This is a genomic window from Dorea amylophila, from assembly GCF_025567265.1.
Taxonomy (GTDB): domain Bacteria; phylum Bacillota; class Clostridia; order Lachnospirales; family Lachnospiraceae; genus Dorea_A; species Dorea_A amylophila.
Window position 1 is genome coordinate 1 of record NZ_JAOQJW010000033.1, and the last position, 26447, is coordinate 26447.

The window sequence follows — 26447 nt, forward strand, 5'->3', positions numbered from 1 at the left end:
TTATATGAAAGAGTAAACCTTTACTGTGCGGGAGTAAATTCCACCACCAAATGTGGTGGTGGAATTTAAAATTTCATTTTTGGAAACGAATTGGAGCAGGGAAACTTGCTCCAATTTTAGCTGCATTATGTTATAATGCAGTTTAGGAGGATTGTTATGAATACAGAAATTTTAATTATTGAAGATAATCCAGTGATCCGTAAAGAACTGCAAACAGTACTGGAGGGAAATAAATATCACACCTCTGTTATTGAAGATTTTTCTGATGTAACAGAACAAGTGCGAAAAATAAATCCACATCTGATTTTATTGGATATTAAATTACCGCAAGAAAATGGGTTTACCATTTGTTCTGGCATTCGGAGTTTTTCACAGGCTCCGATTATCTTTGTTACCAGCTGCAATACGGATATGGATGAATTGAACAGTATTATGCTTGGAGGAGATGCTTTTATCACAAAGCCCTATCACACAGCCATTTTACTTGCAAAAATTGCTTCCTTGCTGAAACGTGCTTATCCTGATACACAAAGCAGACATCTGACTTATCAAGGAGTTTCTTTATCTTTAGAGACTGGAACAATCGAAGCGGAAGGAAAACAAACAGAACTCACAAAAAATGAACTGAAGATTATGTACTATCTATTTGAACATGCCGGAACCATTTGCACGAGAGCAGATCTGATTGAATATTTATGGGACAATCAGCTCTATGTAGATGATAATGCATTGAGTGTAAATATTGGACGTATCAGAGAAAAACTATCAAAGATTGGCGTTAAAGACTTTATTAAAACGAAACACCGTCAGGGGTACACATTATGAATGGAAAACAGTATTGGAAAGACAAAATCCCTATTTTCATCATCAATATCGTCTGTATGGTATTGTTATCGGTTTTTCTGTTCTTTGTAGGAAATAATGTAGATAGTATTGCAGTGATTCTTATCATCTGGACGATGTTACTGGCTGGTGTACTGACGTTTACCTATCATCAGCGAAAAAGGAGATTAAATAGATTAGTAAAGATGGCAGAAGGACTGGAAGAAAAATACTTGTTGTCAGAGATGCTTCCGGAACCGGAACATGCCGAAGAACAGGTTTATTTTCAACTCTTAAAAATGGCGTCCAAATCTATGCTGGAACAGATTGGAACAGTAGCAAGGGAGAGACAGGAGTACCGGGAATATATTGAGCAGTGGATTCATGAAATCAAAACACCGATTACTGCAATGAAACTATTGTGTGAAAATCATAAAGAGCCTTTTACCAGAGAATTGATGAGGGAACTGGAAAAAACCAATCGCTTTACAGAACAGGCGCTTTATTATGCCCGTAGTGAATATACGGAAAAGGATTATTCTGTTCAGGAAATCCGGTTATTTGATGTGGTGCATCAGGCGATTGCAGATAACAAGTATCTTTTATTGCAGAATCAGGTTGCCTTAGAGACGGAAGAGAGTGAACTGACGGTTTATTCGGATGACAAATGGCTCCGATTTATTCTGGATCAGTTGATTGTCAATGCTGTAAAATACAGCCGGGAGCATCCCGTATTGCACTTTTATACCAAGGTGCAGGGAGATCAGATTTTTCTCTTTGTAGAAGATCATGGAATCGGGATCTGTGCAAATGATCTGCCCCGTATTTTTGAGAAAGGTTTTACCGGGCAAAATGGACGTATCCGGCAAAATGCAACCGGTATAGGGCTTTATCTTTGCAAAAGACTTTGTGATAAGCTGGGAATTGGAATTGCCGCCCAGTCAGGTGAGACAGGAACGACAATGATCCTATCCTTTCAAATCAATCATTTTATTCATCAGGTGCAGGGCTAAGAAAAGCCCTGCATTTCTTACATTTTTGTTAGAATTTTGTTAGAAAACTTGATACAAACACAGGCAGAAATCCGTTACAATCAGAATATCAAAAGACGAGGTGAAGTATCATGAAAGAAATTTTAAAGTTAGACCATATTCAAAAATTTTATGGAAATGAAGGTAATGTAACAAAAGCAATTCAGGATATTGATTTTTCGGTGCAGGAAGGTGAGTTTTTAGGTATTATGGGGGCGTCAGGATCCGGAAAAACAACGATGCTGAACTGTATTTCCACTATAGATACGGTAAGCGCAGGGCATATTTATCTGGATGGGACAGATGTAACCGAAATTAAAGAAAAGGCCATTGCCAAGTTTCGGAGAGAAAATCTGGGATTTATTTTTCAAGATTTTAACCTGCTGGATACGTTGACCATAAGTGAGAATATTGCCCTGGCGTTGACCATTAACCACATTCCGGTCAGGGAAATCGAGCCGAGAGTGGAAGAGATTGCGAAAAGTCTGAATATTGCCGATATTTTGGATAAATATCCCTATCAGGTTTCCGGCGGTCAAAAGCAGAGATGCGCTTGTGCCAGAGCGATCATCAATCATCCGAAGCTGATTTTAGCCGATGAACCCACAGGGGCCTTAGACAGCCATTCATCTCAGATGCTTTTATCCACCATGCAGAGTATGAATGAAAATCTGAGAGCCACCATTCTGATGGTAACACATGATGCGTTTACGGCAAGCTATGCCAATCGGATTTTGTTCCTGCGTGATGGCGTAATTTTTACGGAAATCTTAAAAGGAAAGGACACCCGGAAGGTATTTTTTGATAAGATTCTGAATGTTCTTACCATGATGGGAGGCGGGGTAAGTGATGTATATTAAGCTTGCAATACAAAATATGAAAAAAAGCATACGAAATTATGTGATTTATTTTGTTACCATTACTTTGACTGCTGCTATGATGTATTCCTTTCTAGCGCTTGGATTTTCAAAAGAGGTTCTCACTATGTCTGAAAATATATCCATGCTGACATCAGGTATATTGGGAATGTCCGTTCTTGTAGCATTGATTGCATCTTTTGTAATCAGCTATGCAATACGCTTTATGCTGGAAGAACGGAAAAAGGAATTTGCCACCTATGAGTTACTGGGTATGGAAACTTCAAATATTCAAAAACTGTTTTTTATTGAAAATGGTGTGATTGGAATGGCTGCATTTTTTATAGGAACTTTTTTGGGAGTTGGACTTTCCGGAGTGCTGGTGCAGATCATCAATCATATTTTTGAGATGTCACATGCCTATCGTATTTCTTTTTCCATAAAGGCGTTTGCAACAGCTTTTATATTTTTTATGTTTATGTACGGTATCGGAATACTACGTGCAGCAAAGGTGATCCGCAGACGTAAAATTGTAGATATGCTCTATGATCATCAGAAAAACGAAAACGGAAAGAAGCATTCCTTAAGATTTCATATTACGCTGATTATTTTATCCATCTTATGTATCTTTACCGGAGGCTGTTTCCTGGCAAAAGGATTATCAGTTCAAACCAATGTATTCTATTTTTGGATGACTGGCGCTGTGATTTTGACAGCAACAGGAATATACGAAATGTATCGTAATTTACCAATTTTGCTGTTAAGACTTTTGAATAAAAGTAAGCGCAGAAAATATAAGGACATCAACCTGTTTTATTTTGGACAGATTGGAAGAAAAGTAGATTCTGCCGGAAAGCTTATGGCAATTATCGCAATCCTTTTAACGGTATCTTTAAGTACGATGTTTGCAGGTCTTTCTATGGGAGCAGGATATAAGGCGAATATGGAAGCGTATTATCCGTATGATGCGGGAGTTGCCCTGGATGCCCCGCTGACGAAAAAATCCATGGAGCCAATGATAGAATTTACCAGACAGCAATGCAAGGTAGAAGATGAACTGATTTATTATCTTTATGGAACAGATACGTATCCGGTGGAAGCCCTAGCCTTATCCGATTATAATCATTTACGTTGTATGCTTGGATTAAAGCCTGTAAGCCTGTCTGCAAATGAATTTTTCATTCACTGTGATACATGGAATTATGTAGAGAAGATTCAAAAAGCGTTAGAGCAGAAAAGCAAAATTACATTAGCTGGAAATGTTCTTGAAATTGCAGAAACAGCAATTCATACAGAACCCATGGAACAATATCAAATGGCAGGTACAAGAGGATATGCTCTGGTAGTACCTGATCAAGTGGCAAACCAGCTTTCCGGTGAAAAAATTCGTTTAGTTATGAAATTGGAAAATGGAGGATATCCGGAGTTAAAACACGAATTGAAGAAGTTTTTGCATGACCCGAATGCATGGACACCGGAGCTTCAAGATGGAAAAAGTTTACCAGAACGGGTAACAATGGGCGTAACCGTAAAGGCATGGGGCGTTGAAAATTCTTTAACTGGATTTGCGGCAATTTCTTTTTGCGGTTTATATTTAAGCATTATTTTTATTATTTTATCTTCTACGATATTAGCTTTTGAACAACTTTCAAAAATAGACTACAATCGACGCAATTATCAGATCTTGGATAAAATGGGAGTGGCACAAAAAACAAGAAGATGCCTTATAAAAAAAGAAGTAGGGATTCTGTTTTTCATTCCAGCGATTCTTCCAATGATTATGATGATATTTTTGATTGCAGGAGCAAATCAAGTATTTGGAGAAGCAATCTTGCAGGAAAATTTGTTCTTGACATATGGAATCGTTACATTGGCAGTATTTGGCGGAATTTATTTGCTGTATTATTGGGCTACAACCTCCGTTTTTCAATATGCTGTCTTAAAAAAGGAATTTTATAAATGACAGAATTGTAAGATCAGGGAGGTGACATAGAAGTATGTATTTAAAACTGGCATTGAAAAATATGAAACAATCTACAAAAGATTATCTCATTTATATGATAACTTTGGTTTTGTCGGTAGCAATGTTTTATGGATTTTTTTCTATTGCGAGTCCTTACTACAGTAATATGCTTCCAATCAGTATTCACATGGAAATTTTAAATAAAGCTATGAGGATTGCTGTTCCGGCGGTAGGAATATTGATACTTTTTTTAGTTTCCTATGTAAACCGTTATATGCTAAAGCGAAAGCAGAAAGAGTTTGCACTTCAGACAATTATTGGTATGGAACAAAGAACAGTAGCATGGATTTTCTTTTTGGAGAACGTAATGATTGGGGCAATCGCTCTTATACTAGGAATTTTATCAGGTACCATGCTATCTCAACTCATTAATGCAGCTGTACTTAAGGCGTTTAAACAAGAATTTAAACTATATTTTATGCTATTTCCAGATACTGTATTAGGAACGGTATGTTTTTTTGGAATTATTTTTTTCATAACTGGTTTAAAAAATGTTCGCATCATACGAAAAATGAAAATTATTGACATGCTTCAGAATAGCCAGAAAGGTACACAAATTTTAAATCTTCATCAACAGTTTGGAAAGTTTAGTTGGTGTGTGGTAGCTTTATCAGTCGTGATTTTAGCAATGATTTTTCCGATTGTATCTATAAAGAAAATAAATATTATTCCATGGATGAAAATTGGTGGGACAATCATAACTGCTTTGGGAAATTGCATGATTGTTTGTTGGTTTTTCATAGACAGAAGAAAGAAGAAAACAGGGAGTCTTCCATTACTTTGTCTTACAATTTCTTGCATGTTGAATGGAATATTCTTACTTTTGCTGAATTCTTTTTTTGAAACATTGGTGCAGAAAGGAATTGCATTACAGGCTTATGTTACTATGCCTCCATTGATAGCATTGTTTTTCATTCTCTTTGCTGTTATAAGTTTTTTTGGTAATTTAACATGGATTATAATAAAAGCAACAGAGAAAAATCGTTGTATTCATTATAATAATTTGTTTTTTGTTGGTCAATTGAAAAGCCGATTAGGGAATTGCGCAAAAACAATGGGAATTATTACGGTAATAATGCTAGCCGCCATTGTGTTGTTTGTATGGTTCCCGATAATGGCTGTGCGTATTCATTCTTATCAGCAGGTAATGTCCGCTTTTGATGTGCAGCTGGGAACGATGTATACAGCAGATTTAAAAAATTTTCCTACAGGAACCTTGGATTATGAGTATATAAAAAAATATCTAGAGAAAAAAGGATATCCTATTACTTTAGAAGCACAAGTTGAGCTGTTTTCTTTAGGAGAAGAAAAATTACAATCGAAAAATGAATTTCCTGTTTTAGCTGTTTCTGTATCGGATTATAACGCAATCCGAAAATTATCTAATCTCCCGGAAATTCAATTAAAGGAAGATGAATATGGAGTTGCGTGGGAGCACAAAACACAGGAAAAAACGATTCGGAATTTTGATAAAGCAGAGCAAAAGATAAAAGTAGAAAATCAAATTCTTAGTAAGGCAAAAAAATCAGATTATAAAGAAAAAAAGGGAATCGGGCTTTTTACAAGCAAGACAGAAGGAGTATATATTATTCCAGACAAGTATTGTCGGAAACTACCTTTAGCAGTAACATTTTTTGCTGCAAATACAGAGAAGACCCTTCCGTATGAAACGGCAAAATTGTTTGAACAGGATATGGAAATGTATCAGAAAAATTTGAATAGATTTTCAGAAGAACAATTGTATATCCGTCTACAGACGATACAAGAAAATGAAGGCATTTCCAATATGCTGTTATTGTCACTAATAGGTTCATATAGTGCTATGGTTCTAATTGTAATGGGATTGACAATGCTGTCTATCCAACAGATGACAGATGCAGTTGAGCAAAAACAGAGATTTCAAATAATTGAAAAAATGGGGGTGGATCAAAGAACTCGGAACCGATACATTCGTCAACAGATGATGTTTTGGTTTGGCTTACCTGTTGCTGTCGCTGTAGTCGGAAGTGTGGGGACTTTGGTTTTTCTCATTTATAATTCTTATAAAGAGATTATTGCTTACCTTACAATGTCAGAGATTTTACAGATTTGTGGTGGGGTATATGTCTCATTTGCAATCATTTTAGTGGGCTATTTTTCTGCAACCTACTATTTATTCAAAAGGAATCTGACATATAGAGTTTTATAATCCTCATTTTTTTCTTCTATGTTTGTAGCAGAAAAGAATGTAATAAAATACAATATTTTTTAGAGATTAGGACATTTCTGTGACATTTGTATTTTACAATATGACTATAGAAAGTAGGTGTCCTTTATGAAAAAGAATCACGAGGTTGTTGGATTGGTTATTGATGCAATTCAACAAAACGATACGCTGAGGTTTTTATCAGCAATAACAGGGTGTACAATTAAAGATTTTGATAAGATAACTTACAATGGAAGCAGAACAGTAGGAGATTATCTATCTATTCTTCCCATATTTCAAAATGATGTATTTTCGATGCAGGCAATGTTGGAACTGGCAGGTTTGGAAACAAAAGAGAATTATCGAATTGAAGAATTGACAATTGGTGAGAAGAAATTACTACTATTGATAACTCTTATTGTTGATACATCAAAACAATATCTACTTCAAAATTTATTTCAGAATATGCAGGTGTCAGAAGTGAAATGTGCTACTGAATTGCTTATAGAAATGTCAACATATATGGATATCATTTTGATTAGCCCATCAACGTATGGATATGAAATTTGTGACAAAACGATTTACTGGCCTGATAATAACACAATAGATAATCGCGAATTCCATATCTCACGAAATAAGATCAAAGAAATGTGTATCATGCCTACCTTTATTATGAAGGAAATTATAAAGGTGATAAAAGAAAATGAAACTACAGATATTGCAATACCACTTTGGAATGTAGTTCCGGGAGAATATGAAGAATACGCATATCAGGTATTAAATTCAAATGCAGATAAGGAAAAATTTAATTATCCATATATATCGCACAGACCTTTCCGATACGGTGATGTTTATTGGATTATGGAGCATCAATTACAGGAATTGGAAATAAATGGTAGCAGGTGCTTTGAAGAAGCTCATTTTATACCAGACGAAGCAATAATTCATGTGAAGTGCAGCGAATATTTTTTCAGGTGTTGTAAAGAAGCGGAAAGAATTTTTTATGACTATGCAAAAAATGATGTGGAGGAATTATAAATATAACGAAAAACGGAAAAAAGAGGAAGTTGTTCATTGTTGAATAACTGATAGTTTCTGAATTCAGGATGAAAAAAGTGGGGATAAATATGAAAGTATTGGTTAGTGCCTGTATTATGGGATCGAACTGTAAATACAATGGGAAAAACAACGTAAATATAAGAGCTATCAATTTCTTGAAAGATAAAGAAGTTATTTCTATCTGCCCGGAAGTATTAGCAGGTATGAAAATTCCTAGACCTTGTGCAGAAATTGTGAATGGAAGAGTAGTTGATGAAACCGGAAATGACGTTAGTTTAGAATATGATAAAGCAGTATCAATCGCATTATCGAAAATTAAAAATGAAAATATTGACCTCGTTATATTGCAATCCAGAAGTCCGACTTGTGGGGTCAATCAGATATATGATGGTAGCTTTACTGGGAAACTAATTGGGGGAATGGGATTGTTTGCAAAAGAACTAAAACAAAGGGGATATAAGGTTATTGATGTCGAAGAAATATAAGTTTTCCGTTTCTTGTTGATCCAAATAACGAATTCGAATTTTTTAATTGTATAATATCATTTGGAAAGATAGAAAAATTTCATAAAGAATCATAAAAAGCAGGTTTCTGAATGGGAACTTGCTTTTTAACAATCTGATTTTATTTCTTGTGTCCTTTAAAATATAGAATTATAATGAAATGGAATCTCATTTTGGAAGGAGAAGTAATAGATGCACAATGTTTTGATAATTGATGATGATCGAGAACTTTGTCTTCTGATTAAACGCAGTGTTCTATTAGAAGATATAGAAGCAGATTTTTGTAATACAGGAAAAGCAGGATTACAAAAATTAAAAGAAAAGCAATATCAGCTTGTTATACTAGATGTAATGATGCCTGGAATGGATGGTTTTGAAACATTGGAAAAGATTAGGAAAGAGAGCAGTCTGCCTATTTTAATGTTTACCTCTAAAAATGACAGTGCTTCAAAAGTGCGGGGGTTACGGGCTGGAGCAGATGATTATTTAACAAAGCCTTTTGATATGGATGAACTGATTGCCCGTATTGTTTCTTTGATCCGCCGCTATACTCGCTTTAATCAGCAGGATGGAACAGCACAACAGAAACTCGAATTTGATGGGCTGCAAATTGACCTTGAAAATCGTTCTGTTACTACGGAAAATGGCACTTTTGAACTTCCGCCAAAGGAATTTGATCTGCTCTTGTACTGTGTAAAACATCAGGGGAAAATTTTGACAAAACAGCAGATTTATGAGGAAGTATGGGGTGAAGAATATTTCTATGATGACAGTAATATTATGGCGATTATCAGCCGACTTCGTAAAAAATTGGAAGTCAATACTTCAAATCCAAAGTATATCCAAACGGTCAAAGGGATTGGCTACCGTTTTAATAAGGAGGTATAGCTGGTATGAAAATTATCGTTTTCTTGTCCATTGTGATTGCTGTTTTGGCTGTGCTAACATCCATCGTTCTCATTCGACGCATAAAAAAGCAAATAGCAGAAATGACCGATGCTCTGATTGATGTAAAAAATGGAAATGGCAATCGGCGTATTTTGTCTGCAACAAATGAACTGGTAGCCCCTCTTGCCTATGAAATCAATGAGATTGTTGTGTCCTATGAAATCAAACTTTCGATTGTCCGACAGACAGAAGAAACCAACCGCCAGCTTATGACGAGCCTTTCCCACGATGTTCGGACGCCCCTTACCACTCTGATCGGGTATCTGGATGCTGCACACAAAGGGCTTGTCACAGGAAAAGACCGGGAGGACTATATCGAAACTGCCCGTCGGAAAGCCCACGATCTGAAAGAATATATTGATGTACTCTTTGATTGGTTCAAGTTAAATTCCAACGAGTTTGCTTTGGAAATCCAGAGCGTTGAGGCCGCAGAGCTGACAAGAAATATCCTGATCGATTGGATACCTATTTTTGAGGATAAACAGGTCGATTATGACATTGATATTCCCGAACAGCCTATCCGGGTAAGACTGGATGTGGATAGCTATATGAGGATCATCAATAATCTCATTCAAAATGTAATCGCTCACAGTTATGCGGACAAAATTAAAATTTCCCTATCGAAGAAGGAAAACAACATGGAGCTGCTGCTGGCGGATAATGGAGTGGGAATTGAGAAAGAAGATTTGAAACACATTTTTGAACGGCTTTATAAGTGTGATAAAGGACGGTCTGAAAAAGGCAGCGGACTTGGTCTTTCTATTGTCCATCAGCTTGTAGAAAAGATGGGTGGAAGCATAACAGTTGAAAGTGTACCGGAAAAAGGAACTGAATTTATATTGCTTTTTCCCTTGGAGATTTAAGCGGGTTCCCGTCCTTATGGCGGGAACCTTTGTCATTTTGCCGGAATTTAAATTGCAAGGTTAATGCAAGGTTGCGGCAAGGTTAATGCAAGACTGGCGTGATAGAATACCTTATAGAACAGGAGGTTTTGAATATGGATACAAATTACATCATTGAAACAAAAAATCTGACGAAGCAATACGGCTCACAAAAGAGTGTGGCTGACTTAAATATCCATGTGAAGCGTGGGAGAATTTATGGTCTGCTGGGCAGAAACGGAGCCGGAAAAACCACTACCATGAAAATGCTGTTGGGCTTAACGAAGCCGACTTCCGGGGAGGTCAAAATCTGGGGAAAGCCTTTGCAGGGGAATGAAAAGAAGTTGCTGCCCCGTATCGGCAGCCTGATTGAGTCCCCCGGCTTTTATCCCAATCTGACCGGCACAGAGAACCTGCGTATCTTTGCTACCCTGCGGGGTGTACCAAACAATCATGCCATCAAAGACGCTCTGGATTTGGTAGAACTGCCCTATAAAGATAAAAAGCTCTTTTCGCAGTATTCCCTTGGCATGAAGCAGCGTCTTGCCATTGCCCTTGCCGTCATGCACGATCCGGAGCTTTTGATTTTGGATGAGCCAATCAACGGGCTTGATCCCATCGGCATTGCAGAGGTGCGCTCCTTTATTCGGGAACTTTGCAACGCAAAAGGAAAAACGATTCTGATTTCCAGTCACATTCTTTCAGAGATTTCCCTGTTGGCTGACGATATTGGAATTATCGACCACGGTGTATTGCTGGAAGAAGAAAGCCTTGCCGAGTTGGAGCAAAAAAGCAGTAAGCATATTCGTTTTACGCTCTCTGATACTGCACAGGCGGCAAGAATTTTGGAATGCAATTTCCATGAAAACCATTTCTCTATACAGGACGACCACAATCTGCGCCTGCACAACCTTGATCTGCCTGTGGGGAAAATAGTAACTGCCTTTGTAGAAAACGGATTGGAGGTATCGGAGGCGCATACCTGTGAAGAAAGCCTTGAAGATTACTTCAAGCGTGTGACGGGAGGCGAGGGAATTGCTTAAACTGATTAAATGCGAATTTTGGAAATTAAAGCGGAAAAGATTATTATACGCACTGATGTCATTATCGTTATTTTTTCCGTTGATTTTGGCATATATGGCCAAGGCGGGAACAGGTGCAGATACAACGGAACATTATCTTCAAACCCGATTTGATTATGTTTATACAATGATGTTGGGATATGGCTTGGTTTTTTTGCTTCCATGTCTAATTGGTATCATTGCCGCTATTTTGTTTTTTATAGAAAGAGATTGCGATACTTCCAAAAACCTTAGAACAATTCCTGTTACAAATACACAACTCATTATGGCAAAAATTTCTATGCTCTTTATTTTTAGCATTGCGTTTTGTCTGACAAGCACATTATCTGTTGCGTTGTTTTGTAAACTGTTTCATGTAGGAATAGTTTACGGTATGACTTATAAGATATTTATGAGCCTTATTTTTGGAGTTCTTATCGTAGCAGCTTCTTTGCCGATTGTATTTTTAATTATTTGTTTTAACAAAAGTTTTTTGCTTTCTATCCTGCTTGCGTTTTTTTATTCTATTTTTAACTGGGGCATACTGGGGACGGTTGGAACATCTATAAGTGCTGCAAAAATTGCTTTCTTAAATTCTTTCCCAGTTATATGTGTTATGAACTGGACAAGCGGCTTAATGATGGATCATTTGCAAAAAGACAATCTTTTGCCGGAAGCCTATGCAATTGTACCAACTACTTGCCATACAATTTTTATTCTGACAATTACTGTTATACTTTCGTTGTGGTTGATCATTCGCTTTTATAAAAAATGGACGAGGTAAAAGATATGGGAAATATAATAAAAACTGAATTTATAAAACTAAAACGCTATTCCGTAATAAAAGCCGGAATTATTATGACAGTGCTTTCGCCGCTGCTGTCACTGTTTTATTCCACAGCCAACGGTGGACAGACATGGACATTTGACTATTTTATGCAGCAAGTTATGATTAGTAACTGTACCTTGTTTTTTCCGATTATCATTGCACTGATAGCAGGTTATATTATAACAAGGGAATATACAGACGATACGATGAAGAATATATCAACAATTCCTATCCCATATAAACAGTTGCTTTCTGGAAAACTACTGGTTCTATTGTTGTTGACAATCATCTTTAGCCTTATAGGTTGTGTGGTAGCATTAGTAATCAACATTATTGCTGGATTTCCGGGAGCGCATTTTGGCAATCTGTTTAATCTGTTTATTCGTGTTACTGGGGCGAATATAGGGATTTATATTTCAGTCTTGCCGATTATTTTGCTATTTTGTTGTTCGGCAAATAATTTTTTGGGTGGGGTTGCACTAGCTTTTGTGTATGGATATTTCGGAACTTTTGAAGGAACACTGTTAAATTATTATCCAATTAAAGCAAGCATGATTTTAGTAGACCCTACTTGTGGTGCGGAATATGGTTATACTTATCATATTTTCCCTGCTTTCATCACAATAGTTTTGACTTTCTTGATTTCTGTGATTATTCTTGCAAATAAAAAGAAAGAACCCAGCACATTGACTGTTGTTAAAAAGAAAAAAGCAGTTAGAAAAAAGGGCTGGTGATGTGATGGGCGATTATAACAAAAAAATTTTAGCAGTTATAGATTTGAAAAAATCTTATGTTACAAAAGGAAATACCTACCCTGGTTTACAAGGAATCAATATGTAGGTTAATCAGGGGGAGTTTATCACTGTCATGGGACCATCAGGCAGTAGAAAGACAATCTGCTTAATAGTATATCCGGTTTTCTTTCTGCTGGCAGTAGGAGCTTGCTTGCTGGCAACAGCAATTCCGTTGCGTAGAATCTCAAAGATCAACATTGTGGATTCGATTGAAATGATTTGAATTGTAAGTATTATAATATATTTTTTGTTTTAGGACATTTCTGTGACATTTGTGTTTTACAATTAAGCTATAGAAAAGAGGTGTTCTTATAATGAAAAGAAAGTATGAAGTTATTGGTATTGTGATCGATACAGAAAAAGAAGCAGAGAAATATTCATTTTTATCCGCTGTATTGGACTGTAAAATTGAAAACTTTGCAAAAATTACTGATTTTTTTTGGGGGGGGGAGATAGAAAGGTAAGGGAATATTTTTCTAATCTTCCCACATTAAAAAATGATCCATTTTCAATTCAAGCGATGTTGGAACTTGCTGGTTTGGAAATGAAAGAAAATTGTCAAATAGAAGAATTAACATTGGGAGAGAAAAAATTACTGCTTTTGATAAAACTTGTTGCTGATACCTCAAAACAATATATATTTCAAAGTTTGTTTCAAGATATGGAAGAAAACGAGGTTCAAAGCGCCGTAAGATTAATAGTAGAAATGTCAACTTATATGAATGTAATTCTGCTCAGTTCATCCTCAGAAGGGTATGAAATCTGTGATAGAGTGATTCAGTGGTCTGGGAATGATGGAAGAGGACACATTGCGCGCAGTAAAATCAAAGATATGTGCATCATGCCGCCTTTTGTTATGTGCGATATATTGAAAGTGATAAGGGCAAGTGAAACTGCTGAAGCTGTAATTCCCTTATGGGAAGCGATTCCTGGAGAGTATGAGGAATATGCACATCAGGTCTTAAATTCGAATGCAGGAAAGAAAGGATTTTCTTACCGTTATATTTCTCATAGACCATTTAGAAGTGGAGATATTTATTGGATTATGGAGCATCAATTGCAGGAGCTGGAAGTTGATGGCAGACCATGTTTTGAAAAAGTGAGCCTTATGACAGATGAGGCAACCATTCATGTAACGTGTAGTGAATATTTCTTCCGGTGTTGTAAAGAACTGGAAACTATTTTTTATCATTATTCGGAAAATCATGTGGAGGAATTGTAATATGAGAAACAGAGAGATGGGGGTGTGAAGAAAAACAGAATTATAGTAATTGCGGATGAAGGAGAAGTGCTATGGGAAAGCTTGGTTTTACCGGAACAGCAGACAGAGATTTATCGGGCAAAAAATATTCAGGATGCCCTTTCTCATTTGACAGTGTTCTCGTATTATTTGATTTTAATTGCAGTAAAGCAAGAACCGGAAATCATATGCCAACTTGTAGAAACCATCCGAAAGATGGTGATAACACCTGTGATTGTTTTATTACCGGCTCATTCTGAAATGCGAAATAAGATCATTCAGGCCGGAGCGGATGTAGTATTGACGCAACTGTGTACAGAAGAAATCAGCCTGCAGGCATATGCATTGATCCGCCGCTATACAGAGTGGAAATCGGAAAGAAAAGAAGAAGTTCCTGTCATAGTTGGGAAACTGGAAATCCTTCCACTTCAAAGAACAGTAGAATGGGAGCATAAAAGAATCCCCGTTGTAAAAAGGGAGTTTGATTTCCTATATCTGTTAGCGTCTACACCGGGAAGAGTATATACATACAGTCAGATCTATCAGCTGGTATGGCAGGAGTACCCACATGGGGATATTGCAAATATTATTTACTGTATGGTACATCGATTGAAACGGAAATTGAAAAAAGTAGATGTAAATGCAGAACATATAATCATCAGTGTAAAAGAGGTTGGATATTCTTTAAAAACAGATCAGGAATAAAAGAGCAAGTCCTAAAGTGTAATAGGGGCTTGCTTTTTTTTAAAGAAGTATTTATTTTCTTAGCAAATAATTTTCACCCCATTTACAGAGTTCATCAAGAATAGGGGTTAAAGTTTTTCCAAATGCGGTTAAGGAATATTCTGTTTTGGGTGGTACAACCGGATAAACCTTACGGTTAATCAAGCCATCTTTTTCTAATTCACGAAGCTGTTGGGCTAACATTTTATCGGTTGCTTTTGGAATGAGTTTATGAAGCTCATTGTATCGCAATGTTTTATCCATTAAGTGCCATAAAATGACAGCTTTGTATTTTCCACCGATGAGTTGAATAGTTGCCTCAACGGGACAACTAAAACTACAAGGAGTAATTTCCATAATATTTTTCTCACTTTCTTTTTGGGTAGTATATTACAAAATAGTGCGTTCTTGTCTGATATACTATTACAGATATAATTATAGTATAGGTTGACCTAATTCACAAGAGTAAAAGGAGATTGAAACATGAATGTATTAGATACTGCAAAGAAAAGATATTCTGTTAGAACATATGAGGATAAACCTGTAGAAAAGGAAAAGCTGGACAAGATACTTGCTTCTGCCCATGTTGCACCAACTGCGGCAAATTTACAGCCTGTTAAATTATTAGTGGTACAGGATAAAAAACGTTTGGATTGTATCGCAAAAGCAGGAAACATATATCATGCTCCATTGGCAATTATTGTTTGCGCAGACCATGAAAAAGCGTGGACTAGACCTTTTGATAACAAACAGACAACAGATATTGATGCTGCTATTTTGACAGATCACATGATGTTACAGGCAACGGAATTGGGACTGGGAACAGTTTGGGTATGTTTCTTTAGGCCGGATGTAATCAAACAAGAATTTCAGTTACCAGACAATTTAGAACCGATCAACATATTGGTCATTGGCTATGGAAAAGAAACGCCAGCAGATCCAGAACGTCATTCTGTTACTCGTATTCCTATGGAAGAGTTAGTTTCATATAATTATTTATAATTCAAGAGTAAGTTTTAAAAACTGACAGTTATTTGACAGACAACTGACAGTCTGTTGACAGACTGATTTTGTATACTACTTCTTTATGTAAAGAATGGGATTCATTCCATGACATAAAGGAGTAGTGTATGTGCCGGAAAGAGCTACAAAAGGGAAAAACCTAATTTCATATACAGCGTTTGGTGGTGTCGCAATTCAAAACAGGATTGCGGCATCTTTCTTTTTGTGGAGCAAACTCTGGTTTATACAGTCTTCTGCCTGTGAGAAGGCAAGATCACCACCACTCCGATTTGATTTCAAAAAAATTCAGATCGGAGGAAAAGAAAGGTGACATTTCATAAAGCAAAAGAAGAATATAAATGGAAACAGTGGAAGGAGCAGGAGGAACGGATTTTACGAAAATCCGGTGTCAGTGAAGAGGTAATCCAAAGACTTCGTGAATTAGACTGGCAGGACTTTAATGCGGAGCGGAGATTCTGGGAACATTTTTCTTCTAATCAAGAAGAATTATACACCAGGGAATTGGAAGAACCATCTTCAGTGGTGCTTAATATTCAACAGTTACTTGACAGTGTGGAAAATGAGCAACTGTTACAGGTTCTTTTGGAGTCGGATAAGAAAACACTGCAGATTTTACTTCTGAAGATGTGGGGATTTTCTGTTCGTGAGATTGCAGGTCAGATGGGACTAGCGGAAAAGACCATTTATACACGAATTGAGCGATTGAAGAAAAAAATTAAAAAAGTTTTGAAGAAGTGAAGAAAAATGGGGTATCTCATCGGCTCTATATATGAAAGGGGTAATTGCCCCCCAGTTCCTTGACAACCACATACCAGCATTACAGGTACGTTCCCAAAGATAGAAGCGTGACAGCATAAGCGCCAGGACGGATGGGAACAAGCACTGCAGGATTGTTATGGAAAGGTCTGTCCAAAGACTATGGCGGATCATTTCGTGAGAAAACTGTCGGTGCCTGTTCTCATTCTGAGCGACTCCTTATAGCTGTGAATGGACTTTTGCAGGTCTTTCGCCAGGATCATCGGAGGGGGATAATGATACGAAATTCTTCTCAAAAAAGAAGAGGATGGACTCTAAGTTGTAATCAGCAAGACTTTCAGGAAATCTGCGAGCGGTGCGAAGCGAAGCATCCGCCTGTGATGTTCCCTACCATAGATGTGGTGTGGCAGCCGGGGAGTCGAGGACAAATACGGTGCTAAAGAAAAGAAGAAACGATAAGAAATCAAAAAAGAGTGTGTCGTTGATATCAGATACATGCGGCTGTGGGAAAATATCACAGCCGTATTCTTGTGGTATTAACGCCATGCGGAAAGAAGTACTATGTTTTATAAAGTTGAATATCAAAAAAGAGCGCACCAGGAAGTGGAGAAGATCTTCCGGGTGCTATTTCCGGAACAGGGACTGGCAGTCCGAGAAGAGCAGATCCGTCTATGCCATGAAATGCTGGATACTCTGCTGGGAGAACAGATTGCCTTGTGTGATGCAGGAGTAGGAATTGGAAAGACCTATGCCTATCTGGTAGCCTGCGTATTATTGCGGAAATATTCCATGCTGACAGGGCGGGGAAATCCGTTGGAACAGCGTCCGGTGGTGGTATCCACCTCCAGCATTGCATTGCAGAAAGCCATTTTAACAGAATATATTCCCTTTTTGTCCAGGGTGCTGCTGGAGCAAGGAATCATTCAGTCCCCGCTTCGGGCAGTGGTGCGAAAAGGGAAAGAACACTTTGTCTGTGATAATAGGCTGGAACAACGAATCGAAGCAATCCGCCATAAACAGAAGAATGCTGCCCAAAAAGAAGCACTACTGTCCTTGCGGAAACAGTATGATATGGATAGCGTAAAGAATCTGAGCGGGTTTGACAGAAGGCTGGTCTGTGTGCCAAAATTCTGTCCAAGAGAATGTCCGGGCAGGCAGATGTGCCGCTATCAGAGATATCTGGAAGAATCCAGGAAACAGGATGTGTTCATTCAAATCTGTAATCACAACTATTTACTGGCAGATGCATATCACAGAGCAGAAGGATACAAGCCTTTATTGTCTGATTATCGGACGTTGATTGTGGATGAAGCTCATAAGTTACCGGAAGCGGCAAGGCAGATGTTTGGGAAAAATCTATGCATGGATGATATCCGGGAAATAGCATATTATCTGGAACGGGAGCATCAGAAAGAAGCGGCAAGAATCCTACGGACAGTCATGTATGGCGTATTGCATGTGGTTGGTGCAGAACACCGAATTGGAAAAGGAATCCGGGAAACGTTCCGTAATACAACAAATAGTGTGGTTTCTCTGTGGGAAGGCGTAGAGATGCTGGAATTTCTTTTAGAAAAACTGGAACGAAGTATTCCAAGGTGGATACGAAATCGCTTGGAAGCGGCAAAGGAGGTATTAGAGTGTTTTTGCAGTAATGATGGGAAATATGTCCGCTATCTGCGTCTAGATACAGAGCAGCTTCCCATTTTGTGTGCAGCCAGCCGGAAAATCCCAGAATTACTTCGGAAGCTGTTATGGGATCGGGAAGAAGGCATCCATACGACGCCCCATATGTTGCGGAGATACTTCGGAAATATGAGGCGGGATGCCGGATGGCCGCTGGAAATGATCAGCGAAGCGTATGGACATAAGCACATCGACACAACCATCAAATATCTGAACCTTGTAGATGATCAGCTTATGGAAGCCAGTGACCAATATTATGCAAAACATTCTGCCCTTTATGATGTGGAGAAACTCCTGTAGGAGGTGAAGAACATGCCCGCTTATCAATTATATGTATATGAAGATCAGGAAAAGTGGGAAGCACTGGAACAAAAAATCTGTGATCAGGTGGATGCTTGTACAGAGGTAAATGGAACCATACGAAACCGGATAAAGAAGTTCCTGATAGAAGAAGGGATTACTGATATTTCAGAGATGGACGCAGTCCTAAGGGTCCGCTACGAAGAATATCTGGAAAGGAACGAAACCGTTCTTGCACCGATTACCTGCTTGCGGGGATTTGATGGAATCGTGATTCATCGGATGAAAGAAGAACTGCAGACACTGGCAGGGAGAAGAAACTATACTACAGAGTATCAGGAACAGTGGATGTGCCTTACCCATTATCCGGAGATTGAGATTGCGGAATCCTTTCTATCAAGTAAAGACGGAAAAGAACTGTTGTGGAATTTTACCCTGGAATGTCCAAGAAATTTGAAGGTGCAGATTTTTACAGTACTGAAAGAGGTGATCCATACCTACCAAGGCTGTTATAGAAAAGAGAAACTGCTGGCACTACAAAGGTTCTACCAATTCTGTGTGAAACATCAAGTGGCTGATATTGAGACCATGACATTGGACAAAGAACAGCAATTTGAACAGGAACTTTCGGAAGAGTTTCGAGGGAAAAAGAGAAGCACTGTGTTTGGTATCTTGCAGATGAGCAGAAAAATCCTATTTTTGCAGGCACCAGAAATCCATTGGAAAGCAAGTGTGTGGTTTTTGGAACGCTTCCATTTTTCCAGGGAACGGATGAATCCAAGTAAGCCTGTGGAATCGGTATCCTTTAAAGAGGTGACTAACCTGGAAAATCAAAAGATTTTGCAAAAATATCTGCGGTATCTGTTTGGAATCACAGATTTATCTATCAGTACCATTCGAATCAAGCTGCTGGAACTTCGTACATTCCTGGCACACTTCAATGGAGAGGAAAAGCCAATCTATGAAGTGGAGGCAGAGAAGATTCAGAGATATCTGGAATCCGTTCAGAGACAGGATACACGTGAAAAAACAGCAAATGGAAGAATCTTTATGATTTTGCAGTTTTACAATTTCCTTGTAGTCAAAGGATATCTGAAGAAGATTCCATTCCGTCATGTGTATTATATGCAGAAAGAAGTGCATGTCCACAATGACCGTAGTGTACCGGAAAGAATCTATACGGAAATTTTATCGAAGCTGGCAGAATTTCCGGAACATCTGCGGTTGATGTTCCTGCATTTATGGTGTACCGGAATCCGGGGAAGTGAAGTATGCACCCTGACAGGTGGCGATTATGAAGAAAAGAATGGAGATTACTGGCTGAAAGTGTATCAGGTAAAAATGAAAACGTATAAGCGGATTCCCATTCCGGAAGCATTGTACGATCTGGTGCAGGTGTACAAAAAGAAATATCAGATCGGATCAGAAGAATACCTGTTTAAAAGCAAAAAAGGTGGAGCATTCCAGTATGCTACATTACGGTATCAAATGTTGAAATACTGTGAGAAAAATCAGATTGCAGATGGAGAATATATATTCAGATCCCATGATTACCGCCATAACCTGGCTACGCTTTATTATGATAATGGTATTTCCATCCAGGCGGTACGAGATTACTTGGGGCATGAATATGAAGAAATGACCAGGCAGTATGTGGACTATATGCCGAAAAAACTGGAAAAAGCCAGTGAAGCATATTTCCAGGAAGAAACCCACAGCTTTGCGGCGGAACTGATGAAAGGAGAGTTCCATGGATGAAAAATTATATCTAATCGATTTGGACTGCTATGCAAGAGCAGAGGAAAACCAGAAAAAGAGGGTAAAGGAATCCCATTGCTTTGATTTCGGACTGCTTCCAACAAAGGGGCTTCAAAAAGAATTCCGTTCCTTTGTTGAGAATCGGAGCCGACAATGTGCATTGGCAACGATGATACAGGAACGAGTGCTCTATCAGAGATTTTGCAGAATGGTAAAGGATAAGCACATCCGGGCAGAGAGGCTGCAAGAACTGGAGTGGGAACAATGGCTGCTCAAAATCCGAAGCTGGATTCTGGAACATGGACAAAAACTGACCATGCAGGGAATCAACGTATATGGGAAAGAAAAGACAGTGCCATCGAGCCTCATCACATATGTGCGGAAGGCATATCAATTTACAGAAGCCAAAGAGGAACGGGATGAGATTGAGAAAGATATCTGGAAATTAGAGAATCTGGACATTGCCTATAAAAAGAATCCGATTAAAAATGTACAGACTTTGAATTTTACAGTGATTATCCAGGATGACTTACGGGAAGAAACAAAAAAGGCAGTTTATGAGCATTTACATCATGAAGCGATTGCAACGATCATCAAAGAGTTGACAGCCATCCGGAGACTATCCAGATATTTGAAAGAAACATATCCCCAAATCCATTCGGCAGAAGAACTGAATCGGGAGTTGCTGGAAGAATATCTGACGTACCTTGCAACGGAAGCGGAGGGCGTGAATAATTACCGAATGGATTTGACGAGACTCCGAGGACTGCTGGAAACCATTGGAAAATTATATAGGTATCCACATTTAGAAATTTTATTTTTGGCCAGTGACTTGCCCAGACAGGTGCAGCCGAAACTGAAATCTTATTCAGATAGTGAACTGATTCGTTTTAATGCAGCGCTTGCGGAACTGGATGAGCAGATGGAGCGGCTTATGGTCATCCACCAGATGTTAGGAACAAGGATATCGGATACCCTTACCTTGCAGACAGACTGCCTGTATCGGCAGGACGGACATCCTATGATCCAAATTCGGCAGATGAAAACAACTACCTTTGTGAAACCTATCAGTGCAGAACTGGAATTGCTGATTGAAAAAGCAATAGAGTATAGCAAGAAAAGGTATGGAGATACAGTTTACATTTTTGTAGATGAGAAAAATAGCAAGAGACCTATGCAGTATAATACTGTTCAAAACAAGGTGATGGATCTGATCCAGAAAAAAGATTTGCGAGACGATCATGGAGAACTATTCGGATTTGGAACGCATATGTTCCGCCATGTATATGGTATCCGCTTAACAGAACTGCATCTGGATGACTGGACCATCGCAAAACTATTGGGGCATACATCTGTAAAGAATGTGAAATTTTACCGGAAGATGAGCCTCCAGATCATCGCAGATGAAACGAGAGAAATCAGAGCAGAGATGAGCCGGATGATCCGGGCGAATCTGGCAGGATGGGGGAAAGAGTATGAGCAAATATGACAAGATGCTGGAAGTAAACCATAAGCAGAGCGTGGAGAAGATTCAGAGGGCAAAACTGACGATCCAGGAAATGATCGAAGAAGAGGATAAAGTGACCGTTCCCAAACTGATGCAAAAGACCGGGCTCTCCAGAGGATTCTTTTATAAGAACCCGGAAGTGCGAAAGGCAGTAGATCGTGCCTTGCAGCTACAGGCTGGCATGATAGATAAGAGAAGAAAGATTTTAGATATGGCAATGGACAACCGTATCCTGCAGCTGGAGCAACAGGTAGCAAAACTGAAAAGAGAGAACGAGACATTACGGAAAGAAAATGAAGCAATGCGGAAAGCATTGAATAAAAGAGACTTGAATCTGATCAAGAATTTTTAATGAAGAAGAAAATAATCAGCGGCTGGCAGGGGCGAGAAGGACGTGCCTGCTGGTGGTTGTGGGGATAAAATAGAGGAGAAAGCAAAACTTTTTTCATTTTGTATCATCAAATATTTCATGATACAATAGTGCTATAAGTTAAATTTGAGGGAGGGATTTTTACGATAGCACTTTTGGAGAAAATTCATGAAGTAATAAATAATAGAATACAAGAGAAAAAGAAAAATGAATTTACAGATTTGGCGCCCATTGATGATATTGAAAATGGAGCTGAATATTTAAAGGCATTACATTGGGCGATAAAGAAAAAGAAAGTTAAAAATATTGCACTAGCAGGTCCATATGGTGCGGGCAAGAGTAGTATCATTGATACATATTTGAAAAAACATAGAATTATTAGAAGTAAATCACTTCGTGTTTCAATGGCAACTTTTGTTGAAAACGAAACTGATGAGAAGGGGAATCCTAAGAAAATTTCTTTGAAACAAGATGAAATTGAATTAGGAATTTTAAAGCAATTATTTTATAAAGTCAATTATAAAAAGATTCCGCAGAGCAGATATCGGAAGCTACACAAAATTAATTGGAAACGTGTCTGGGGATATTTGGTTTTGATATTTTTAATTTTGGGAGTGACGGAATTTATATTTTTTCCAGATACTTTTCAAATGATAATTGAAAAAATAGAAGAGGCAGGTGGAAAATTTGGATTAAAAGCAGTGGTTTCGGATAGTATTTTCCTTGTTTTTTGTGCGGGAATATTGGCAATCATCGCCCGAACATATCGTTTGGTGCTGTTTCGCTTTAAAGTAAATGAAGTAAAATTGCCAACAGAGACAGTTGTGAAAAATTCTGAAACGGTAGCGGAAACTGTATTTAATAAAAATATGGATGAAATTGTATATTTCTTTGAAGAGACAAAGTACAGAATTGTATTTTTTGAGGATTTAGATCGCTTAGAAGATCCATCTATTTTTATCCATCTTCGGGAATTGAATACATTATTGAACAACTACGACGGGATTAAAGGGCGTATTGTTTTTGTTTATGCTATTAGAGATGATATATTTACGGATACAGACAGAACAAAATTCTTTGAATTTATTATTCCGGTAATTCCAATTATAAATTCTACGAATTCAGGGGAAATCTTTTTACAAAAACTTGAGGAATCTGAAAAGAAAGGGATTGTTCATGAAATCTCACAGGAATTTATATTAGACGTATCCCCATATGTTGAAGATATGCGAATCTTACAGAATATATATAATGAGTTTGTCGTATATAAGGAAACGATTCGCACTGACCAGGATCTGAAATTGTCAGATGAAACAATGATGGCATTGATTATTTTTAAAAATTTGTATCCACGGGAGTTTGCCGAACTTCAAATGGAGAGAGGAGTTGTGAAACAAGCCTTTGAGGATAAGCAAAAATATATATCTAGACAATGTATGCAATGGCAGAATGAAGTTAATGAGCTTACACAGGAACTAAAAGAATATCATGCTGCTTGTTTAAGAGACGTTAAAGAACTTAAAACAGCCATGCTGGGAGAACTGGTTGATTGGGAAGGAATTACTTATCGAATACAAGCAAATTATATGCAACATTACGCTACGAATAAGATAATGGAGGATGTATTTGATTTATCTATGCTAAATAGTATAGATTCTCCTATTGTTCGTTATTATTCATGGGATGGGTATGATAAATCAAAAACTGTAAATAATTTTCGGGAAATTTTTGAGAAGTATAGTAAGAGAATTAAAAATCTTCAATTTGTTCGAGAAAAAGGTGTTAGTTCAATAAAAAGTGAAATTGAAGATTTGAAGAAGAATGTACATGAACTTTCAGGCTGGTCACTTAAAAAGTTGATAGAAAAATTTGGAGTCCATAATGTACTATCTGAAAAAGTGGCTGAAAATAAATTGCTCGTATTTATGCTTCGAAGAGGATACATTGATGAAAAATACGCAAATTATATCAATTATTTTAAGGGGACAAGCATTACAAAAGAAGATATGAATTATATACTGGCAGTAAAAAATATGGAAAAGCTGCCATATAATTATAACTTGACAAAAGTTGGAATGGTTATACAGCGTTTACAACCGTATGAATTCGAACAAAAAAGTATTTTCAATTTTATTCTTTTGGAATATTTATTGTCTGAAGAGAATGAAAATGAAAAACGTATGATATTAATCGATCAATTATCTGATAGAACAGTGGAAAGTTGGGAGTTTATAGATGAATTTATTGAGCAAACTCAATATAAAGAGAGATTGATTCAATTATTAGCAATGCGTTGGCCTGATATGTGGAATGATATTGTCCAGGATATATCGATAACATATGAAAGAAAAATTTTTTATTTACAGTTACTTATTGATAACGTGGATACAGAACGCTTATTTGAATTAAATGACAATAATAAGATGAGCGACTTTATAGAGGAAAATCCAGATATATTACAGCAGCTATCATCTATTCAAGATCAAAAGGTGATTTCCTTAATTGAAACACTTGGAATTATTTTCAAGAATGTTTCTATTGAAAATGTTTCGGAGGAAGTTTTAAGATATGTTTTTGAAAATCAGCGCTATGAGTTAAATGATACGATGATACGTAGGATTGTAGAATTTGAAGATGGTACAATGCTTTCCGGTTTAGATACTCGCAATTATACAACAATTATTTCACTAGGATATGAACCGTTAATTAAATACATACAAGAAAATCTGAAACAGTATGTGAAGGAAATTATATTAGCACCTAATAATACTAAGGAAGATGTTGAACAGATTATGGATTTGTTAGAAAGAATGTTGGAAAATGCTCCAGAAGAGACCGAAATCTGTTTGAAATTAGTGAATCATGAAGAATTTTGCGTAGATGATATTTCTGAATGCTGTGGAAAGTTCGATTCTGATTTTGATAAGGACGTGAAAATTCTTTGGGATGAGTTATTGGATAAAGGAAAAGTAAGTCTGAAATGGGAGAATATCAAATGTTATTGGGACAGATATAAGATTACGCCAGAACTACTTCAATACATTGAAACAAATAGTGATCAACTTACATTTTTAGAGAATCAGTGTTTAAATGAAGTGTTTGCCGAAGAACTTATTACAAGTACAATTGATGATTCTGCTTTTGAAAAACTATTACCTCAGTTGGAATTAGAATTTGATATTCCAATAGAGAAGGTTGAGAGACAGAAAGTGGGAATTTTGATTAAGAAAAAATATATTCCTTTTGATGTTAATAAATATGGTGAAATTAAAGATGTCTATCCTGATTTATGTCCAGATTTTATTTTGTATAATCAAGCGGAATATATGGAAGTAATGGAAAAGATTCCAATGGGAAAAACATTATTAGAAACACTATTGCTTTCGCCTATTCTCGATTTTTCTAATGCAGAAGTTCTGTTGGATGCTTTTGGAGAAAATTATATGACTGCAAAAATTGCTGAAAACTTAGTTGATTCAAATATGACGATTAACAAATCCATATTTACAGCAGCCTGGGAATATGTAGATGAAAAAGGGAAAAAGACGTTGATGTTTAAATACCTTTCGATTTTAGAAGCGGCTGATTTTGAAAATTGTTTTTCAGAACTTTCACAATGGTATTCAGGATTTTGCGATAGAAGTAAAAAACATAGCGTTGAATTACCTAATAACGAAGAAAGCCAAAGGCTTGCTAAACGATTACAAGAAGTATCGTACATTACAAGTTACAAATTACAAGAAAAAGAAGTCTATGATTCTGTTACGGAAACAAAAAAGAAAAAGAGTACTTTTGTGTGTTGGATAAAAGCAATCAAAGGATAAAAGAAAATTTTTCATAGTATTTAAGGGAGATCAAGGTAGGGTATAAAAGCCCTGCCTTTTTCTGAAGAGAAGTGTACACAGTACACAAATGTACATACCGTTAAAGCCCCTATTTTCAAGGCATAAGGGGATAGGGGTACAGTTTACAGATGAGCCAACTGGAAATTTGGACTCAAAGTCAGGGAAAATTGTAATTGATGCATTGAATAAGATTTCATCGGAATATAAGAAGACGATTGTCATGGTAACACATGATCCGCAGATGGCAAG

The 26447-nt window shown here is 37.3% G+C and carries 23 protein-coding genes; 22 read left to right on the forward strand and 1 reads right to left on the reverse strand.

Translation table 11 applies throughout. The features are described from left to right. The first annotated feature begins 156 nt into the window (after nucleotides 1-156). The 15 genes from OCV72_RS15975 (at nucleotide 157) to OCV72_RS16045 (ending at nucleotide 14938) form a co-directional block, all read left to right on the forward strand. Entirely contained in the window at nucleotides 157-825 is a 669-nt protein-coding gene (locus OCV72_RS15975; RefSeq protein ID WP_055055115.1) for a response regulator transcription factor, read from the forward strand. After that, complete coding sequence (locus tag OCV72_RS15980; RefSeq protein WP_055055116.1) at nucleotides 822-1835, forward strand: sensor histidine kinase; 1014 nt, start codon at nucleotides 822-824, stop codon at nucleotides 1833-1835. The genes OCV72_RS15975 and OCV72_RS15980 overlap by 4 nt, the downstream gene beginning before the upstream one ends. A gap of 110 nt (nucleotides 1836-1945) precedes the next feature. After that, on the forward strand, nucleotides 1946-2713 hold the full coding sequence (locus OCV72_RS15985; protein WP_022268951.1) for an ABC transporter ATP-binding protein: 768 nt from the start codon (nucleotides 1946-1948) through the stop codon (nucleotides 2711-2713). A 124-nt stretch (nucleotides 2714-2837) separates the two neighbouring features. After that, the gene (locus OCV72_RS15990; RefSeq protein WP_242858953.1) at nucleotides 2838-4673 is read left to right on the forward strand and encodes an ABC transporter permease; all 1836 of its coding nucleotides are present in this window, start codon (nucleotides 2838-2840) and stop codon (nucleotides 4671-4673) included. A 34-nt stretch (nucleotides 4674-4707) separates the two neighbouring features. After that, entirely contained in the window at nucleotides 4708-6921 is a 2214-nt protein-coding gene (locus OCV72_RS15995; RefSeq protein ID WP_055055118.1) for an FtsX-like permease family protein, read from the forward strand. Nucleotides 6922-7047: 126 nt separating this feature from the next. Further along, nucleotides 7048-7956: a hypothetical protein gene (locus OCV72_RS16000; RefSeq protein ID WP_055055119.1), complete on the forward strand. Its 909-nt coding sequence runs from the start codon at nucleotides 7048-7050 to the stop codon at nucleotides 7954-7956. 89 nt (nucleotides 7957-8045) lie between these two features. Next, nucleotides 8046-8462 carry a 2-thiouracil desulfurase family protein gene (locus tag OCV72_RS16005; protein ID WP_055055283.1) on the forward strand — a complete coding sequence of 139 codons (417 nt, stop codon included), beginning with the start codon at nucleotides 8046-8048 and terminating at the stop codon, nucleotides 8460-8462. Nucleotides 8463-8672: 210 nt separating this feature from the next. Further along, nucleotides 8673-9368, forward strand: coding sequence for a response regulator transcription factor (locus OCV72_RS16010; protein ID WP_055055120.1), 696 nt, complete (start codon nucleotides 8673-8675; stop codon nucleotides 9366-9368). A gap of 5 nt (nucleotides 9369-9373) precedes the next feature. Beyond that, nucleotides 9374-10291 carry a sensor histidine kinase gene (locus OCV72_RS16015; protein WP_055055121.1) on the forward strand — a complete coding sequence of 306 codons (918 nt, stop codon included), beginning with the start codon at nucleotides 9374-9376 and terminating at the stop codon, nucleotides 10289-10291. A 134-nt stretch (nucleotides 10292-10425) separates the two neighbouring features. Next, nucleotides 10426-11352, forward strand: a complete 927-nt coding sequence (locus OCV72_RS16020; RefSeq protein WP_055055122.1) for an ABC transporter ATP-binding protein — start codon at nucleotides 10426-10428, stop codon at nucleotides 11350-11352. Next, complete coding sequence (locus tag OCV72_RS16025; protein WP_055055123.1) at nucleotides 11345-12154, forward strand: ABC transporter permease; 810 nt, start codon at nucleotides 11345-11347, stop codon at nucleotides 12152-12154. The genes OCV72_RS16020 and OCV72_RS16025 overlap by 8 nt, the downstream gene beginning before the upstream one ends. A gap of 5 nt (nucleotides 12155-12159) precedes the next feature. Next, nucleotides 12160-12933 carry an ABC transporter permease gene (locus tag OCV72_RS16030; protein ID WP_055055124.1) on the forward strand — a complete coding sequence of 258 codons (774 nt, stop codon included), beginning with the start codon at nucleotides 12160-12162 and terminating at the stop codon, nucleotides 12931-12933. A 374-nt stretch (nucleotides 12934-13307) separates the two neighbouring features. Further along, a complete protein-coding gene (locus OCV72_RS16035; RefSeq protein WP_155515242.1) occupies nucleotides 13308-13457 on the forward strand; it encodes a hypothetical protein in 150 nt (49 codons plus the stop codon). A gap of 80 nt (nucleotides 13458-13537) precedes the next feature. After that, on the forward strand, nucleotides 13538-14215 hold the full coding sequence (locus OCV72_RS16040; protein WP_207643087.1) for a hypothetical protein: 678 nt from the start codon (nucleotides 13538-13540) through the stop codon (nucleotides 14213-14215). 24 nt (nucleotides 14216-14239) lie between these two features. Further along, nucleotides 14240-14938 (forward strand): response regulator transcription factor, encoded by a 699-nt coding sequence (locus OCV72_RS16045; protein ID WP_172677238.1) that lies wholly within the window; start codon nucleotides 14240-14242, stop codon nucleotides 14936-14938. Between the two features lie 51 nt (nucleotides 14939-14989). Here the strand turns inward: OCV72_RS16045 and OCV72_RS16050 are convergent, their stop codons facing one another. Further along, nucleotides 14990-15313, reverse strand: a complete 324-nt coding sequence (locus tag OCV72_RS16050; RefSeq protein ID WP_055055126.1) for a winged helix-turn-helix transcriptional regulator — start codon at nucleotides 15311-15313, stop codon at nucleotides 14990-14992. A gap of 126 nt (nucleotides 15314-15439) precedes the next feature. On the opposite strand from OCV72_RS16050, the gene OCV72_RS16055 reads away from it, so the two are divergent. The 7 genes from OCV72_RS16055 to OCV72_RS16085 all read left to right on the forward strand — a co-directional run bounded on the left by OCV72_RS16055 (nucleotide 15440) and on the right by OCV72_RS16085 (nucleotide 26177). Beyond that, the gene (locus OCV72_RS16055; protein ID WP_055055127.1) at nucleotides 15440-15958 is read left to right on the forward strand and encodes a nitroreductase family protein; all 519 of its coding nucleotides are present in this window, start codon (nucleotides 15440-15442) and stop codon (nucleotides 15956-15958) included. A gap of 327 nt (nucleotides 15959-16285) precedes the next feature. Further along, nucleotides 16286-16717: a sigma factor-like helix-turn-helix DNA-binding protein gene (locus OCV72_RS16060; protein ID WP_055172821.1), complete on the forward strand. Its 432-nt coding sequence runs from the start codon at nucleotides 16286-16288 to the stop codon at nucleotides 16715-16717. Nucleotides 16718-17296: 579 nt separating this feature from the next. After that, nucleotides 17297-18718, forward strand: a complete 1422-nt coding sequence (locus OCV72_RS16065) for a tyrosine-type recombinase/integrase (RefSeq protein ID WP_081021093.1) — start codon at nucleotides 17297-17299, stop codon at nucleotides 18716-18718. A 12-nt stretch (nucleotides 18719-18730) separates the two neighbouring features. Further along, complete coding sequence (locus tag OCV72_RS16070) at nucleotides 18731-20476, forward strand: tyrosine-type recombinase/integrase (RefSeq protein WP_055055130.1); 1746 nt, start codon at nucleotides 18731-18733, stop codon at nucleotides 20474-20476. Continuing rightward, complete coding sequence (locus OCV72_RS16075; RefSeq protein ID WP_055055131.1) at nucleotides 20469-21965, forward strand: tyrosine-type recombinase/integrase; 1497 nt, start codon at nucleotides 20469-20471, stop codon at nucleotides 21963-21965. Before OCV72_RS16070 ends, OCV72_RS16075 begins: the two co-directional genes overlap by 8 nt. Further along, nucleotides 21952-22335 (forward strand): DUF6262 family protein, encoded by a 384-nt coding sequence (locus OCV72_RS16080; RefSeq protein ID WP_055055132.1) that lies wholly within the window; start codon nucleotides 21952-21954, stop codon nucleotides 22333-22335. The genes OCV72_RS16075 and OCV72_RS16080 overlap by 14 nt, the downstream gene beginning before the upstream one ends. A 173-nt stretch (nucleotides 22336-22508) precedes the next feature. Further along, nucleotides 22509-26177 (forward strand): YobI family P-loop NTPase, encoded by a 3669-nt coding sequence (locus OCV72_RS16085; protein WP_055055133.1) that lies wholly within the window; start codon nucleotides 22509-22511, stop codon nucleotides 26175-26177. Nucleotides 26178-26447 lie beyond the last annotated feature (270 nt).